General features: G+C 68.2%; 16 protein-coding genes. 6 read left to right on the forward strand and 10 right to left on the reverse strand.

The window, feature by feature from the left end:
* Positions 1–13: 13 nt before the first annotated feature.
* The 10 genes from rluB to ABV408_RS17070 form a co-directional block, all read right to left on the reverse strand.
* Positions 14–877 (reverse strand): 23S rRNA pseudouridine(2605) synthase RluB, encoded by an 864-nt coding sequence (rluB, locus tag ABV408_RS17025; RefSeq protein WP_353980078.1) that lies wholly within the window; start codon positions 875–877, stop codon positions 14–16.
* A 38-nt stretch (positions 878–915) separates the two neighbouring features.
* On the reverse strand, positions 916–1,830 hold the full coding sequence (scpB, locus tag ABV408_RS17030; protein WP_353980079.1) for an SMC-Scp complex subunit ScpB: 915 nt from the start codon (positions 1,828–1,830) through the stop codon (positions 916–918).
* 12 nt (positions 1,831–1,842) lie between these two features.
* Positions 1,843–2,811, reverse strand: a complete 969-nt coding sequence (locus ABV408_RS17035; protein ID WP_353980080.1) for a ScpA family protein — start codon at positions 2,809–2,811, stop codon at positions 1,843–1,845.
* Between the two features lie 134 nt (positions 2,812–2,945).
* The gene (gene pqqE, locus ABV408_RS17040; RefSeq protein ID WP_353980081.1) at positions 2,946–4,058 is read right to left on the reverse strand and encodes a pyrroloquinoline quinone biosynthesis protein PqqE; all 1,113 of its coding nucleotides are present in this window, start codon (positions 4,056–4,058) and stop codon (positions 2,946–2,948) included.
* Positions 4,055–4,348 carry a pyrroloquinoline quinone biosynthesis peptide chaperone PqqD gene (gene pqqD, locus ABV408_RS17045; protein WP_285950644.1) on the reverse strand — a complete coding sequence of 98 codons (294 nt, stop codon included), beginning with the start codon at positions 4,346–4,348 and terminating at the stop codon, positions 4,055–4,057. The genes pqqE and pqqD overlap by 4 nt, the downstream gene beginning before the upstream one ends.
* Positions 4,345–5,130, reverse strand: a complete 786-nt coding sequence (gene pqqC / locus ABV408_RS17050; RefSeq protein WP_353980082.1) for a pyrroloquinoline-quinone synthase PqqC — start codon at positions 5,128–5,130, stop codon at positions 4,345–4,347. Before pqqC ends, pqqD begins: the two co-directional genes overlap by 4 nt.
* Positions 5,118–6,011: a pyrroloquinoline quinone biosynthesis protein PqqB gene (pqqB, locus tag ABV408_RS17055; RefSeq protein WP_353980083.1), complete on the reverse strand. Its 894-nt coding sequence runs from the start codon at positions 6,009–6,011 to the stop codon at positions 5,118–5,120. The genes pqqC and pqqB overlap by 13 nt, the downstream gene beginning before the upstream one ends.
* Before the next feature lie 44 nt (positions 6,012–6,055).
* Positions 6,056–6,184 (reverse strand): pyrroloquinoline quinone precursor peptide PqqA, encoded by a 129-nt coding sequence (gene pqqA, locus ABV408_RS17060; RefSeq protein ID WP_353980084.1) that lies wholly within the window; start codon positions 6,182–6,184, stop codon positions 6,056–6,058.
* Positions 6,185–6,241: 57 nt separating this feature from the next.
* Complete coding sequence (locus ABV408_RS17065; protein ID WP_353980085.1) at positions 6,242–8,212, reverse strand: DEAD/DEAH box helicase; 1,971 nt, start codon at positions 8,210–8,212, stop codon at positions 6,242–6,244.
* Between the two features lie 53 nt (positions 8,213–8,265).
* Positions 8,266–8,940 (reverse strand): SDR family oxidoreductase, encoded by a 675-nt coding sequence (locus tag ABV408_RS17070; RefSeq protein WP_353980086.1) that lies wholly within the window; start codon positions 8,938–8,940, stop codon positions 8,266–8,268.
* A 232-nt stretch (positions 8,941–9,172) separates the two neighbouring features.
* Between ABV408_RS17070 and ABV408_RS17075 the strand changes: the two genes are divergently transcribed.
* From ABV408_RS17075 to ABV408_RS17100, 6 genes are read left to right on the forward strand one after another with little or no spacing between them, the layout of a single operon-like run.
* Complete coding sequence (locus ABV408_RS17075) at positions 9,173–10,537, forward strand: Nramp family divalent metal transporter (protein WP_353980087.1); 1,365 nt, start codon at positions 9,173–9,175, stop codon at positions 10,535–10,537.
* Positions 10,538–10,563: 26 nt separating this feature from the next.
* Complete coding sequence (gene dapA, locus ABV408_RS17080; RefSeq protein WP_353980088.1) at positions 10,564–11,454, forward strand: 4-hydroxy-tetrahydrodipicolinate synthase; 891 nt, start codon at positions 10,564–10,566, stop codon at positions 11,452–11,454.
* Positions 11,441–12,844 carry a four-carbon acid sugar kinase family protein gene (locus ABV408_RS17085; RefSeq protein WP_353980089.1) on the forward strand — a complete coding sequence of 468 codons (1,404 nt, stop codon included), beginning with the start codon at positions 11,441–11,443 and terminating at the stop codon, positions 12,842–12,844. The genes dapA and ABV408_RS17085 overlap by 14 nt, the downstream gene beginning before the upstream one ends.
* Positions 12,841–13,848 carry a 4-hydroxythreonine-4-phosphate dehydrogenase PdxA gene (pdxA, locus tag ABV408_RS17090; protein ID WP_353980090.1) on the forward strand — a complete coding sequence of 336 codons (1,008 nt, stop codon included), beginning with the start codon at positions 12,841–12,843 and terminating at the stop codon, positions 13,846–13,848. The genes ABV408_RS17085 and pdxA overlap by 4 nt, the downstream gene beginning before the upstream one ends.
* A gap of 52 nt (positions 13,849–13,900) precedes the next feature.
* A complete protein-coding gene (locus ABV408_RS17095) occupies positions 13,901–14,803 on the forward strand; it encodes an NAD(P)-dependent oxidoreductase (protein ID WP_353980091.1) in 903 nt (300 codons plus the stop codon).
* Positions 14,804–14,812: 9 nt separating this feature from the next.
* Positions 14,813–15,985: an exo-alpha-sialidase gene (locus ABV408_RS17100; RefSeq protein WP_353980092.1), complete on the forward strand. Its 1,173-nt coding sequence runs from the start codon at positions 14,813–14,815 to the stop codon at positions 15,983–15,985.
* The last annotated feature ends 8 nt before the right edge of the window (positions 15,986–15,993 follow it).

Below are 15,993 nucleotides of genomic sequence, written 5' to 3' on the forward strand. Positions count from 1 at the left end.
AACCGCCGCGAGATCAGGCGTCGCGACGCGGCCGCCGCGGCTTCTTCATCGCCGTGACCGGGCGCCGCTTGTTCTTGTCGCGGCTCCAGCGGTTCTTCTCGTCCGGGGTCAGTTCCGGCACCTTGCGCGGCTCCAGCCCGGCCATGGTGGAGAGTTCGTCGATCTCGTCCTGGGAGAGTTCGAGCCACTCGCCGGCCTTGGCGCGCTTGTCGAGGAAGATATTGCCGTAGCGCACACGCTTGAGCCGGCTCACGGTCAGCCCCTGGGACTCCCACAGCCGGCGCACCTCGCGGTTGCGACCCTCCAGGATCACCACGTGGAACCAGGTGTTGATGCCCTCGCCGCCGAACTCCTGGACATCGGTGAAGCGCGCCGGGCCATCCTCGAGCATCACGCCCTCGACCATATTGACCACGTGCTCACGCTGCACTTCGCCCATGACGCGCACGGCGTATTCGCGCTCGATCTGGTGCGACGGGTGCATCAGCCGGTTGGCCAGCTCACCGTCGGTGGTGAACAGCAGAAGCCCGCTGGTGTTGATGTCGAGACGCCCGATCGCGATCCAGCGCTCGCCCTTCAGGCGCGGCAGCCGCTCGAACACGGTGCGCCGCCCTTCCGGGTCCTTGCGCGTGCACAGCTCGCCTTCCGGCTTGTTGTACATGATCACCCGGCGCGGCACCTCGTCGTTGGCGCGCAGGTTGACCGGACGATCGTCGAGGGTGATCCGGTCACGGGCACCGACCCGGTCGCCCAGGGTGGCAACGCTGCCGTTGACCTTGATGCGCCCCGCGCCGATCGCGGTCTCCATCTCACGGCGCGAGCCGTAGCCGGCCCGGGCCAGTACTTTCTGCAGTTTTTCGGTATTGGTGTCTGTCATGGGTCTATCGATGCCTCATCGGCTGCGGGAAGCCAGGCTCAGGGATCCTGTTCGTCCGAGGCTTCCGGGGTGTCCGCGTCCGTGGCGTCGGCGGCGGAGTCGGGCTCCACCGCCTGGCGCTGGCGGGCGCGTTCGGCCAGACGTGCGTCGAGCTCGGCAAAACTCAACGACTGGCCGGGGGACGCCGTCTCGGCGTGCTCGCCTGCGTCGGGCACTGCCGACGCTGCCGAAGATACTGTCTGTTCGTCACCGCTCGGCGTCTCGCTCTCCGCCGCAGGTCTCTCGCTCTCCGCCGCAGGTCTCTCGCTCTCCGCCGCAGGGCTCTCGGTCTCTGCCGCAGGCGCCTGGTCGGCGGCTACGGTGTCCTCCGTCGGCGGTGTGTGCAGCGCGGTCTCGAAGGTCTCGAAATGCTTCAGCTCGTGCATCGGCGGTAGCGCATCGAGACTCTTCAGCCCCAGGGCGTCGAGGAAGGCCCGCGTGGTGGCATAGACCGCCGGGCGCCCGGGAACGTCGCGCTGGCCCACGGCGCGTATCCAGCCGCGCTCGATCAGGGTGCGCATGATCGAACTCGACACCGCCACGCCACGCACCTCTTCAATGTCGCCGCGGGTCACCGGTTGACGATAGGCGATCAGCGCCAGGGTCTCCAGCAGTGCCCGCGAGTAGCGCTGCGGGCGCTCGTCCCACAGCCGCGAGACCCACGGCGAGTAGCGCTGGCGAATACGCACCTGATAGCCGGACGCGGACTCCATCAGCTCCAGCGCCCCACCCGCCAGCAGCCGCTCGGAGAGCTTGTTGAGCGACTCCCGGATCGCCGCCCGCGAGGGCGGCTTGCCCTCGTCGAACACCGCCTCGATCCGCTCCAGCGACAGCGGCTCGCCCGCGGCCAGCAGCACGGCCTCGAGAATCTCGTCGAGCGCCGGCGTCACGTAGGGATCGGTCAGACGGTTCATGGTATCGCTTCGCTATCGCTGCTGTCGGCCGGACGACGCGTCGCTGTCGCTCACGCCATCGGTCTCGAAGATCGACTCGTCCGCCGCGGCGTCTGTCATGTCGTCGGCGTCGAACGCGGCCTCGGCGCCCGCCTCCAGCGCCAGCCGTGCACGCACGTGGATCGGCGAGAGCGGCGCATTCTGCACGATTTCGATCATCGACTCACGCGCTAATTCGAGAATCGCCATGAAGGTGACGATCACCCCGGCGCGCCCTTCGCGGGGGGTGAAAAGCGCCTCGAACGGGGTGAACTGATCGGCACGCAGCCGCTGCATGATCGCCTGCATGCGATCCCGGGTCGACAACGCCTCGCGGCTGATACGATGCGACTGGCGCAGGTCGGCACGCTTTAGCATCTGCCCCAGCGCGCCGAGCAGCTCGCCCAGCTCGACGTCCGGATGCACCACCCGCGGCGTGAGCGTGGGCAGCGCCGCCTGGGCCGGATGCCAGTCGCGCCCCTGGCGCGGCAAGGCGTCGAGCTCCTCGGCGGCGAGCTTGAGCTGCTCGTACTCCTGCAGCCGGCGGATCAGCTCGGCGCGGGGGTCCTCCTCGTCGTCATCCTCCGCCGCCTTGGGCGGGCGCGGCAGCAGGCTGCGCGATTTGATCTCGGCGAGCATCGCCGCCATCACCAGATACTCGCCGGCGAGATCGATCTCCATCGCGTGCATCAGCTCGACGTACTCGACGTACTGATGGGTGATCGCGGCGACGTTGATCGCCAGGATATCCAGGTTCTGGCGCCGGATCAGATAGAGCAGCAGATCCAGCGGCCCCTCGAAGGTCTCGAGAAAGACCTTGAGCGCCTCCGGGGGAATGTAGAGATCCTCGGGCAGCTGGGTCAGCGTCTCGCCATTGACCCGCACCACGAAATCCAGCGGCAACTGCTCAGGGGATGCCGCCTCGGCGGCATCGGGCTCCTGCTCGGAATCGATCACGCGCATGCCGCCTCCCCGCCGGGTGCTGGATGAAATCGCTCAACGCCAATTCGGCAGTCTAACAAGGGATGGCGGACGGCGGGATAGCGGGCCGCGGATAGCGGGTCGGGGTGAGACGTCTCGGGACCGGGGGAAGCCAGTCACCGCCCCTCGCGAGCGAAGCGCCGATAGCGGAACTCGGCGTCACGGCTGGCGTCGACGATCGCCAGCGTCTGGATCTGGTCATGGTAGGGCGAAAGTTCGCACACCGGGTCCATCTGGCGGGCGTCGCCGGTGAGCGCCAGCGCCTGGCAACGGCAGCCGCCCCAGTCGATCTCGCGCCGCTCGCAGCTCTGGCAGGTATCCGGCATCCAAGCCGTGCCGCGATAGGCGTTGAACGCCGGGCTGTCGTACCAGATCTCGCCCAGGCAGTGCTCGCGCACGTTCCAGAACGCGAGTCCGGGAATCGTCTCCGCCGCGTGGCACGGCAGTACGCGCCCTGCCGGAGTGACGTTGAGCGACTGCCGCCCCCAGCCGTTCATGCACGGCTTGGGCAGGCGCGCATAGTAGTCCGGCACCACGGCATCGATCACCAGCTTGCCCGCGAGCCGCTCCCGCGCGGCTTCGACCAGCGCCAGCGCCTCCATCACCTGCTCGCGCGGTGGCATCAGCGCGGCGCGGTTCTCCAGCGCCCAGCCGTAGTACTGGGCGTGGGCGATCTCCAGGCGCCGTGCGCCCAGGTCGAGCGCGAGTTCCACCAGCTCGGGCAGCTGGTGCAGATTGTGGCGGTGGATCACGCTGTTGAGGGTCAGCGGCAGGCCGGCGTCGGTGACCTCGGCGGCAAAGGCGCGCTTCTTCTCGAACGCGCCGGGCAGATTGGCGATGCGATCGTTGACCTCGGCAGTGGCGCCCTGGATCGAGAGCTGCACATGGTCGAGCCCGGCCTCGGCCAGGGCATCGAGCCGCGCCCGCGAGAGATTGACCCCGGCGGTGATCAGATTGGTGTAGAGCCCGTGCTCGACGCAGCTCGCCACCAGCGCTTCGAGATCCGACCGCGCCGCCGGCTCGCCGCCCGAAAGATGCACTTGCAGCACGCCCAGCTCGGCGGCTTCGGCGAAGACACGCTGCCAGGTTGCCGTGTCGAGTTCGTCGCGCTTGCGCGTCAGTTCGAGCGGGTTGGAGCAGTAGGGGCACTGCAGCGGGCAGCGGTGGGTCAGCTCCGCCAGCATGCCGAGCGGCGGCGCGGGACGGACAGAATCATCGAGATGACTCATGCCACTTCCAGCACTTGCTTGAGGATCAGATCGGCGAGCATGGCGCGCACGTCGCCGAGAATGCGCTCGCGCGGGGCCGCGAAGGTGGCGGCCAGATCATCGACGATGGCGCCGATATCGCGTTCGCCGTCGACCCGCGAGAGGACCTCGCGGGCCACCGGATCGAGCTGGAACACGCGCTCCGGCGCGAGCAGCACCCAGCCGCCGCGGGCCTTGTCTTCACGCAGTCTCACGCCGCGCGGCAGACGTACGATCGCCTCTTCGGCGAGTGCTGGCGCTGATGGATTCATGTCGGCTGCCCTCCCCTTTCAGCCTCGCCGTTCCAGGCGCCCGGCGGGACTTGGCCAGGCGCCACGTAGGCGTACTGGAGCGCATCGAGCATGGCCCACAGGACGCTGCACTTGAAGCGCAGCGCATCGATCACCGCCTGCTGCTGGTCGGCACGCTGGGCGTGGCGCTTGACGTAATCCAGCGCCATCTCCGCATCCCGCGGCGCCTGGGTCAGGCGCGGTTCGAAGTAGGCCAGGGTCTCGGCCGACACGAAGTCATAGTGGGCCAGCATGCCGCGCACCCGCTGGCCGATCACCATCGGCGAAAACAGCTCGGTGAGCGAAGAAGCCACCGCTTCCAGCAGCGTGCGGTCGCGCACGAAGTAGGTGTAAGCCTCCACCGCGAAGCGCGTGGCCGGCAGGATGCCGCGGGTCGAAACCACCAGCTCACGCGCCAGTCCCAGGCCATCGGTCAGCTTCAGCCAGCGCGCAATGCCACCCTCGCCCGGCGCCTCGCCGTCATGGTCGACCAGCCGGGCGCGCCAGATGCGGCGCAGCTCGGGATCGTCGAGACGCGCGATCAAGGACGCATCCTTGATCGGGATCATCGCCTGGTAGTAGTAGCGGTTGAGCGCCCAGGCCTGCACCTGGCGCTTGTCCAGCTCGCCGTTCTGCAGCATCAGCTGGAACGGATGGCGATGGTGATAGCGGGTCTCGCCCACCTCGCGCAGGCGCGCTTCCAGCGCTGCCATGCTCAGGGGTTCGACCAGATCGGGATGATTCTCGACTTTCAGCTGCGACACGCAAGCTCCATGCCGTCGTAGGCGATCTCCCAACCCGCGTTCTCGGCCTGGGCGCGCTCTGGCGAGCCCTCGATCAGCACCGGGTTGGTGTTGTTGATATGCACGAAGACGCGCCGGCGCACCGCCAATTCGGCGAAGGCGGCGATACTGCCCGCGTCGCCCGACATCGACATGTGCCCCATACGCGCCCCGGTCTTGACCCCGACACCGGCGGCGATCATCTCGTCGTCGCGCCACAGGGTGCCGTCGAACAGCACCAGGTCGGCGCCCTCCAGCCTTGCGGCAAGGGCCGGGGTCATCGCCGCACAGCCGGGGATGTAGTAGACCCGCGAGCCGGCGCCGATGAACTCCACGCCCACGGTATCCTCGCCCTCGACGCCGATCTCGACCGTGTCGCCTTCCAGGTAGAGCGCGGTCTTGCCCGGCACCGCGAAGAGTTTTGCGCTGACGCCGTCGAGCAGCTCGAAGGCGGTTTCCAGGGCCACCGGCTCGCGGGTCACACACTCGGCGTTGAGCACGCCGAAAATCGGGTTGGCCTCGAGCACCGCCTGGATCGACGGCGTGGCCAGCAGCCGGAACGGCGAGCGCTCGCGCAGGTTGAGCAGCCCGCCGATATGATCGACGTCAGCGTTGGTCAGCAGCACGCTGCGAATCGGGGTATGGCGGTCACCGTGCTGCGGCTGCAGCACCGGGTTTTGTCGAATCTGGGCCAGAATCTCGGGCGCGCAGTTGATCAGCGCCCACTGCTCGCCGTCGCGACTGATGGCAATCGAGGATTGCGTGCGCGGGGTGATGCGCGGGTCGCCGGCCCAGGCCAGGCGGCACACCTCGCAACGACAGTTCCACTGCGGGGAGCCGCCACCGGCGGCCGCCCCCAGCACACGAAGCCGCAGACCCGCGGCTTCGCCTGCACCTGCTGCCGAACTCAAAACTCGGCGGGCATGTAGTCGTTGATTTCCATGCCGACGCAGATTTCCTTCACTTCCGGGGTCGTCCAGCTCATGGTGAGCTCCTTGAATCGAGTGGCGTGGCGCTCCAGCGAACGCCCGTGCATTCTAGCCAATCCGACCCGACTTCGTGAAACAATTAGCCGGTGAACGATCGTCTCGGTTCAGCCACCCGCCGCTTCGGCGGTGCGATAGCGCCCGGCATAGTCGAACAGCTTCTCGCCCAGGCGCCAGTAGCGGCCGCTCTTGCGCGCGATGACGAAGTCGGGCGCCCGCAGGCGATGCGCTTCGGCAGCAGCCTCCTCGGCCGAGGCGGGCTGCCAGTCGCTGCCCGGAGCACGCAGATGCTGGCGCAGAAAGACCCGCGCGAAGACGTGGCGCTGGGCCCGGGTCTCGAGGCCGAACCACTCGTCCAGGGTGTCACCATCCTCGTCGTGGTAGGTGACCTTGAGACGCGGCACGCCGCGGCCGTTGGTGGTCGCCTGCAGCTGCATGCCGCTGACCCGCAGCACCTTGGCGTGCTTGAGCTTGAGCGCATCGCGCAGCTTGTCGTCGGGGTCGACCAGACGCTCACCGCAGTGGCCGCAGGCGCGTGCAGCGATGTCGTTCTCGCCGCCGCACTGCTCGCACACCTTGAAGCGGAAGCGAAAGGTGCACTGCACTTTATTACTGGCGCCCGAAGCCGCGCCCTCGCCTTTATTGGCACCCGAAGCCGCGCCCCGGCTTTCATTCGCACCCACACCCACACCCACGCCGACACCGGCTGACGCTTCCGGGTTCGACCTGTCGTCTTGCGCGCCGGGTTGGGCGCGATCGACAGCGTCGCGTGTGGATAGCAGCCCCTGGCAGCGGCGGCCGTGATGCTCGATCACCAGCTCGCCATCACGCTTGCCCCAGAAGGTGTTGGCGAAGCCGCACTCGGGGCACTCGACCTGGACCGGCTCGCTCTCGCTGTCCGGGCGCACCTGATCGATCTCGGGGGCGTAGAGATCCCACGGGTTGCCGGCGTAATCGAGCACCAGGCAGTCGCGCTTACCGGGCGAGAGCCGTAAGCCGCGGCCGACGATCTGCTGATAGAGCCCCACCGACTCGGTCGGCCGCAGGATCGCGATCACATCGACGTGAGGTGCGTCGAAGCCGGTGGTGAGCACCGCCACGTTGACCAGGTACTTGAGTTCGCGTGCCTTGAAGGCGGCGATCAGTCGCTCGCGCTCCGGCCCCGGCGTCGCTCCGGTGACCAGGGCGCTGGCCTCCGCCGGCAGCAGGCCCAGCACCTCCTCGGCATGCGCCACAGTGGCGGCGAAGATCATCACGCCCTCGCGGTCGCGGGCGCGCTCGATCACGTCGGCCACGATCTGTGGCGTGGCGCGGTTGCCTTGGACCACCCCGTTCAGGTCGCGCTCGGCGAACTGGCCATTGCGCTGCGCCGTGAGCTGCGAGAAATCGTAGAACGCCAAGGCGGCGTCGAGGCGCCGCGGCTCGGCCAGATAGCCCTGGCGCACCATCACCCGCAGCGGCTGCTCGAACACACAGTCGCGGAAGAAGGCGTCCTCCGGCCCCTTGACCATGCCGTGGTAGTGGCGGTGGTAGAGAAAGCCCTCGCCCAGCCGGTAGGGGGTGGCGGTCAGCCCCAGAATCTTGAGATTGGGCCGCGCCTGGCGCAGCCGGGCGATCACCTGGGCATAGCTCGAGGATGCCCGCGCCCGCTCCGCAGCACTCGTCTGTGTCTCGGACTCCGCCCCGCCGTGGCGCAGCGCGACCCGGTGGCACTCGTCGATCACCAGCAGGGTGAAGTCACCGGCGGCGAACGCCTCGAGGCCGTTGACCACCGACTGTACCGAGCCGAACACCACCTGGCGCGCGCTCTCCTTGCGCTTGAGGCCGGCACTGAAGATATCCGCCTCTAGCCCGTAGGCGAGGTACTTGGCGTGATTCTGCTCGACCAGCTCACGCACGTGCGCCAGCACCAGTACGCGCCCCCGCGCACGCCTGGCCAACTCGGCGATCACCAGCGACTTGCCGCTGCCCGTGGGCAGCACCACCACCGCCGGGTCGTCACTGCCGCGAAAGTGGGCGATGACGTTGTCGACGGCCTGGGTCTGATAGGGGCGGAGTTGGGGGGCGTTGGCAGACATGGCGCGAGGGTAGCACGCGCATCGCTGCCGCGCGCCGGCAGTCGCACCCTACCCTACAGAGAGGCGCCGGCGCAGACGGTCAGGGTCTGGCCGGTGATCGAGCGCGCCTCGTCGTCGAACAGAAATGCCACGCACGCGGCGACCTCCTCCGGGGTAACGAAGCGCCCCATCGGCGGCAGCGCCGGGGCGACGTCAGCGCGCGCGGGATCACGCAGCATCGGCGTGTCGGTAGCACCGGGAGCCACCAGATTGACCGTCGCCGGGGCGCTCAGCAGCTCCCGCGCCCAGCTCCGCACCAGCCCCTGCTGAGCCGCCTTGGACGCGGCGTAGTCGCTCTTGCCCGCAGCCCCCTGCTGGGTACGGCTGCCGATGAGCACCACCCGCCTGAGCGGGTGCGCCTGGCGGGTCAGCGCATCGAGCAGGCGCGCCGGCGCTTCGACGTGCAGCCGCCACATCGCCGCCGCGCCCTGTGCATCGCGGCGCCCCAGCACGCCGGTATGCATGATGCCAGCAGCGTGCACCACACCGGCCACCGCCAGCTCCGGGCGCAGCCACTCGGCGGGGTCGAGGTCGGGATCACTCAGGTCGGCTTCGATCCAGTCGATGCCGCTCGCCGCCAGTGCCGGCCGATGCCGGCTGACCCCGATCAGCTCATGCCCCGCCGTCAGCAGCCGTCGGGCGGTGGCCTCGCCGATGCCGGAACTGCACCCCGTGATCAGAATGCGCATGAGTCGCCTCCCTTGTCGCCAGAATGATCGCATCGATCATAGAACAGAGGCGTTGCCCAGCGCTATGTCGAACCCTGAAAAACCCGACCAACAAATTGATTTTAAATTTAAAAATGGTATGTGGAGAACAAGATTAGACCTATGTATAAGAATGAACGGCTTGCCCTTATGGATCGTTTCGATCAGATTTTGCCAAACCCAAAGATCGAAACAATCAAAATGGAGTGCCCTCATGTCACGGACTTCGATGCGCGAGCCGGCCAGCGCGAGCGATGTCGGCCCGCAGTCGGCGCCGCTGCTGCCGCGCACCGCGGGCGAATACATCCGCTGTATCGGCCCGGGCCTGGTCCTGGCGATGGCATTTCTGGGCACCGGGGACCTAGTCAGCTCGACGGTGTCCGGCGCCAACTACGGCTACGCCCTGATGTGGACCCTGGTGGTGGCGCTGTTCGCGCGCTACTGCATGATCTCCGCCATCGCCAAGTACAAGCTGGAGAATCGCTTCGGCGATACCTCGGTGCTACAGGGCTTCCAGCGCGTATGGCGCGGTTTTCCGATGTTCTTCGGCGTGGCGATCTTCTTCTACGGGATCATCATCCAGATGAGCTTTCTGCGCGCCTGTGCAGTGGCGCTCTATCAGCTCTCCGGCGAGCTCGGCGGCGCCACCTGGGGCTACTTCGTCGGCGGCACCGTGGTGGTGGTGGCGACCATCGTCATGCTCGCGCGGCGCAACGCCTATCAGTGGCTGGAGTGGACCGCGCGCATCGCCTCGGTGGTGATCATCGCCACCTTCGTCGGCGCCATCGTCGCCACCGGGCATATCGATCTGGTCGAAATGGCCAAGGGGCTGACCTTCTCGATCCCGGCCGACAATGGCCCGTTCGATGCCATTTTCATCGCCATCGCTACCATCGGCACCATCGGCGGCTCGGCGCTCAACCTGCTCTACCCCTATTTCATGGACGAGCGCGGCTGGAACGGCCCGCGCTATCGCCGCCTTCAGCAGTTCGATCTGATGGCCGGCATGCTGCCGCTGTTGATCATCAACGTGCTCTTCTGGGTGGTCGCGGCGGAGACCATTCGCGGCACCGGGATGACCGTCTCCAACGAGAACGATCTCGCCACCATGATGCAGATGGCAGTCGGTCCCATGGGGCCGGCGCTATTGTGGATCAGCCTGTTCCTGGCCGCCTTCTCCAGCTTTCCAGCCAACGCCCGCGGCTTCGCCAATCTGATGTTCAACGGCCTGCACCTGGCCACCCGCCGGGGCAAGGCGTTCGCCAAGCCGGCCGAGGACCCCTGGTACAACCGCGTGCTGATCGCCGCGTTCATCGTGGTGCCGCTGTTCATCTGCATGCCGCAGGCGCCCAATCTGGTCTATCTCAGCGTATTCGGTACCAGCGTGATCACCGCGATCCTGCTGCCGCCGATCCTCTTCGGGGTGCTACGCATGACCAGCTCGCGTCAGTTCATGCTCGATGAGCACGTCAACCGCTGGTGGCAGACCCTGATCCTGGTGGTGCTGTCGCTGATCGGACTGTGGTCGCTCTACGCCATCGTCGACAACCTGATCCAGGCGCTCGGCCAGCTCGGCTGAGTGCCTCCACCGACTCTGGAGATACCATGAGCCTCGCATTCCGCGGCATCGTTCCCGCCCTCATCACCCCACTGGATGTCCACGAGGAGATCGACGAAGCCGGCCTGCGCCGGCTGGTCGATACCCTGATCGGCAAGGGCGTCCATGGCCTGTTCGCGCTCGGCACCAACGGCGAATTCTTCTCGCTTTCCGACGACGAAAAGGTCCGCGTGGCCAGCATCGTGGTCGAACAGGCGGCAGGCCGGGTGCCGGTCTTCGCCGGCACCGGGGGCTACACCACCCGCGGAGTGATCGCGCTCAACGCGCGCATGGCGGAAGTCGGCGTCGATGGTCTCTCGATCATCACGCCCTACTTCAACGGCGCGACCCAGGCCGAGCTGATCACCCACTACGAGACCATCGCCGGCGCCACCGAGCTGCCTATTCTGCTCTACACCATTCCGGCCAAGGCGGGGGTGACGCTGGAGGTGGCGAGCGTGGCGCGGCTGGCCGAGATCCCCAACATTCGCGGGATCAAGGACAGCGGTGGCGATTTCGACCGGCTGGTGCAGCTGATTCGCCTGCGGCGCGAGGACTTTGCCGTGTTCACCGGCACCGACTCGATGATCCTGTGGACACTGATGGCCGGCGGCGACGGCGCCGTAGCCGCCACCACCAACGCCGTACCGGATGTGGTGATGTCGATCTGGCACGCCTGGCAGGCGGGCGATATCGATACCGCACGGGAAGCCCAGGAAGCGCTGCGCCCGCTGCGCAGCGCCTTCGCGCTCGGTACCATGCCCAGCGTGCTCAAGACCGCAGCGGAGCTGCTGGGCATGCCGGCAGGGCCGGCGCGTGCGCCGGTCCAGGCGCTGACACCGGGGGCCCGCGCCAGCCTCGAACGCGCGCTGGAGGGGTACTCTCGTGTCACGCCCTGAGCGCGCCACGCCCCATGCGCAGCTGCTGATCGTCGCCGACGATCTCACCGGAACCGCGGATTCGGCGGTAGGTTGCGCCGAGCGCGGGCTGCATACCCAAGTGCTGCTTGCGGCCACGCGGCCGCAGGAGGCGGACGTGGTCGCGGTCGATCTCGACTCGCGTGAGTGTGCGCCGGCCGTCGCCGCGCGCCGCCACACCGCCTGTGTGGATGCCTGGCAGGGCCACTACCGGCATCTGTTCAAGAAGGTGGACTCGACGCTGCGCGGCAATCTCGCCGTCGAGATCGCAAGCCTGGTACCCAAGGCCGGCATGGCGCTGGTCGCGCCGGCCTATCCGGCCAGCGGACGCACCACCCGGGAGGGACGCCAGTGGCTCGACGGCGTGCCGGTGGAGGAGACCGAGGTGTGGCGCAACGCGGGTATCGAGGGACGCGCCGACCTGATCGCGATGCTCTCCGGCGCTGGCCTCGACACGCGCCTGCTCGACCTCGACACCCTGCGTGGCGACGATACCCGTGCCCTCGAACGGCTGCGCGACTGGCAGCGCGCAGGCGTCCAGGCGGTGGTCTGCGACGCCGAAGACGACCGCGATCTGCAGCGCATCGCCACCCTCGGCAGCGCGCTCGATTCCATTGTCTGGGTCGGCGCTGCCGGCCTCGGCCAGGCACTTCCCGACGCCCTGGTGCTGGTCTCTGAACCTGCCCCTGAAGCTGTTCCCGAGACGGCTTTTGAAGATAGCCACGGGCGGCAAGCGCGCATCGCTGCCTCGGCGCCGGCGGAGAGCGGCCCTACCCTGAGCGTGATCGGCAGCATGAGCAGCCGCGCCCATGACCAGGCCGATGCCCTCGCCGCTGCCATACCGGCGCTCGAGGTGATCGAGATCGCGCCCGCGACGCTACGTGAGCCGGCGCCGCCCGGCGCACGCCAGCGCCTGTCGAGGCGGTTGGCCGACGCCCTCACGTCCAACCGCGACGTTATGCTGCGCATCGCCCAGCCCGAGGAACGTGATACCCGCGACGGTGCCGCGCTAAGCGAGGCGCTCGGCGCGCTGATCGCGCCGCACCTCGCTGACGTCTGCCGCCTGATCGCCACCGGCGGCGCCACCGCTCGCGCCATTCTCGATGCCGCCGGGATCGAGCGCCTGACGCTGATCGACGCGCCGGTCGCCGGCATGGCGCGCCTGACAGCCGAGCGCCCGACACATCCCCTGGAAGTGGTGACCAAAGCCGGCGGCTTCGGCCACAGCGCGGCCTTCGTCGACCTCTGGGCCACGCACGTCGCCCCGCGCCGGCCGCATGCCGCCGCCGAGACGGCTCCCTTCTCCGAGACACCCGCCCGCCCGGGCATGCACGCCCCCGGACGCGGCACCGCAAAGGACTCCCCCGCATGAGCGACCGCCCCGTCATCGGTATCACCATGGGCGATGCCGCCGGCATCGGCCCCGAAATCATCGTCAAGGCGCTGGCCCACGATGCGGTCTACGCCAGCTGCCGACCGCTGGTGATCGGCGATGCCCGCCGCCTGCGCCAGGCCATGGAGATCGTCGCCTCGCCGCTAGCGCTCGCGGTGGTCGACTCCCCCGCTCAGGCGCGTTTCGAGCAGGGGCGGATCGACTGTATAGATCTCGATCTGATTCCCGCCGAGCTGCCCTGGGGCCAGGTGTCCCCGATCGCGGGCGACGCCGCCTACCGCTATGTCGCCAGGACCGTCGAGCTGGTCGAGGCTGGCGAGCTGGATGCCATCTGCACGGCGCCGCTCAACAAGGCGGCACTGCACGCCGGCGGCCACCTCTTCCCGGGGCACACCGAACTGCTGGCGCATCTGACCGCTACCGAAGAGGTCTCGATGATGCTGGTGACCCCGAAGATGAAGGTGATCCACGTCACCACCCATATCGGTCTGCTCGACGCCATCCGGCGTATCGAACCGGGCCTGGTGCAGCGCACCATCGAGCGTGCCCACGCCACGCTGGTCCGCGCCGGGCAGGAGAATCCGCGTATCGCGGTGTGCGGCATCAACCCCCATGCCGGTGAGAACGGGCTGTTCGGCTACGGTGAGGAAGAGGAAAAGATCGTCCCGGCGATCCAGACCCTGCGCGAGCGCGGCTGGCAGGTCGAGGGCCCGCTACCCGCCGACACCCTGTTCTTTCGCGCCGGGCGCGGCGACTTCGACTGCGTGGTGGCGATGTATCACGACCAGGGCCATGGCCCGGTCAAGGTGATGGGGCTGGAGGCCGGGGTCAACGTCACCGTGGGTCTGCCGGTGGTGCGCACCTCGGTCGACCACGGCACCGCCTTCGATATCGCCGGCAGCGGTAGCGCCGACGACCGCAGTCTGATCGAGGCGCTGCGCCAGGCGGTGGAACTGGCCAGCCGCCGCGGGCAACCGGCCTGACACACCTGAAACGAACGCATCATTCGCGATATCCGCCAGCAAGGAGAACCACATGCCGACCATCGGATTTGCAGGACTCGGACTCATGGGCGCGGGGATCGCGCGCAATCTGCTCAAGGGCGGCTACCCGCTGGTCGGGCTCGCCCACCGCAACCGGGCACCGCTCGAGGCGCTGATCGCCGACGGCGCCCGCGAGGCCGCCAACGCCGCCGCCCTGGGTGCCGAGTGCGACATCGTCTTTCTCTGCGTCACCGGCGCGCCCCAGGTCGAGGCGCTGATCGAGGGCGACACGGGCATCCGTGCCGGCGCCCGCGGTGCGGGCAAGCGCGACCTGGTGATCGTCGACTGCTCGACCTCCGAACCCACCGTGACCCGCCGCCTGGCCGACTCGCTCGCCGCCGACGGCATCATCCTGATCGACGCCCCGCTGGGCGGCACCCCGACCCAGGCCGAGGCCGGCGAGCTGCAGGCGATCGTGGGTAGCGACGACGCCACGCTTGCGCGCCTGCGCCCAGTACTCGAGACCTGGGCGGCCAAGATCCTCCACGTCGGCCCGGTGGGCGCCGGCCACACCATGAAGCTGCTCAACAACTTCCTCGCCATGGGCTATGGCGCGATCTTCGCCGAGGCGCTGACCATCGGGGCCAAGGCCGGGATCACCCCGCAGACCTTCGACAGCGTGATCCGCGGCTCACGCATGGACAGCGGTTTCTACCGCACCTTTTTCCAGTACGTGCTCGAGCGTGACCGCGACGCCCACCGTTTCACCCTGGCCAACGCCCACAAGGATACCCGCTACCTCGCCGATCTGGCCGAGGCGCTGAACGTCGAAGCCGGCGTGGCGAAGGCGGTGCGAGACCTTTACGCCGGCGCCGAATCCCAGGGCGATGGTGACAGGTTCGTCCCCGAGCTCTCCGACATCGTCGCCGCCCGTCATCAGCTGTCGCTGGTCTGAGGAGTTCCCATGACGTCATCCCCCGAGGCCCTCTTCGATGGCCAGCTGCGCCCCCGCGACGGCGACCCGAAGCGCCTGGATGCGCTGCTGCCCTCGCCCTGCGTCCAGAATCACGCGGCCAACCTGCATCAGCGCCCCGACGGCGACCTGCTGTGCGTCTGGTTCGGCGGCACTCAGGAGGGCGTTCCGGACATCTCGATCTACCTGTCGCGGCTACCGGCCGGCGCGGCGTGCTGGCAGACGCCGGTCAAGCTCTCCGACGACGATACCCGCTCGGAGCAGAACCCGATCCTGTTCGATACCGGCACCGGCGAGCTGTGGCTTATCTACACCGCGCAGCTCTCGGGCCATCAGAACACCGCCTTCGTGCGCAAGCGGGTCTCCCGCGACGATGGCCACAGCTGGGGGCCGATCGAGACGCTGTTCGCCGAACCCGGCACCTTCGTGCGCCAGCCGCCGGTGGTGCTGGCCAACGGTGACTGGGTCTGCCCGGTGTTCCACTGCCGCACTCGACCCGGCGAACGCTGGGTCGGCAACGACGACATCAGCGCGGTGCTGGTTTCGAGCGATCAGGGCGTCAGCTGGCAGTCCCACGAGGTGCCACAGAGCGTCGGCTGCGTGCACATGAACGTTGTTCGGCTCGACGGCGACGAGCTGGTGGCGCTCTACCGCAGCCGCTGGGCGGATCGGATCTATCTCAGCCGCTCACGGGATGGCCGCCGCTGGAGTGCGCCCGAACCCACGCCGCTGCCCAACAACAACTCATCGATCCAGTGCACACGCCTGGCCGATGGCCGCCTGGCGATGGTCTACAACCCTATCAACGCCGAGGGCATCACCCAGCGGCGCACCTCGCTCTATGACGATATCGAGGACAGTGAAGCCCACGGCGAGCTCACCGAGCAGGCCGCGGTGGATGGCAAGCGCGCCTTCTGGGGCGTGCCGCGGGCGCCGATGTCGCTGGTGCTCTCCGCCGACGGCGGGCGTAGCTGGGGCCCGTGCCGTGACCTGGAGACCGGCGACGGCTACTGCATGACCAATGACTCCGCCAGCCGTGCCAACCGCGAGTACTCCTACCCGTCGATCGTGCAGGGTGCGGATGGCGCACTGCATATCGCCTTCACCCGCTTTCGTCAGTGCATTCAATACAGCCGAGTCGCCCCATCCTGGGTGGAGGGCTGACCCGCCCC

Source organism: Salinicola endophyticus (assembly GCF_040536835.1).
GTDB classification, from domain to species: domain Bacteria; phylum Pseudomonadota; class Gammaproteobacteria; order Pseudomonadales; family Halomonadaceae; genus Salinicola; species Salinicola endophyticus_A.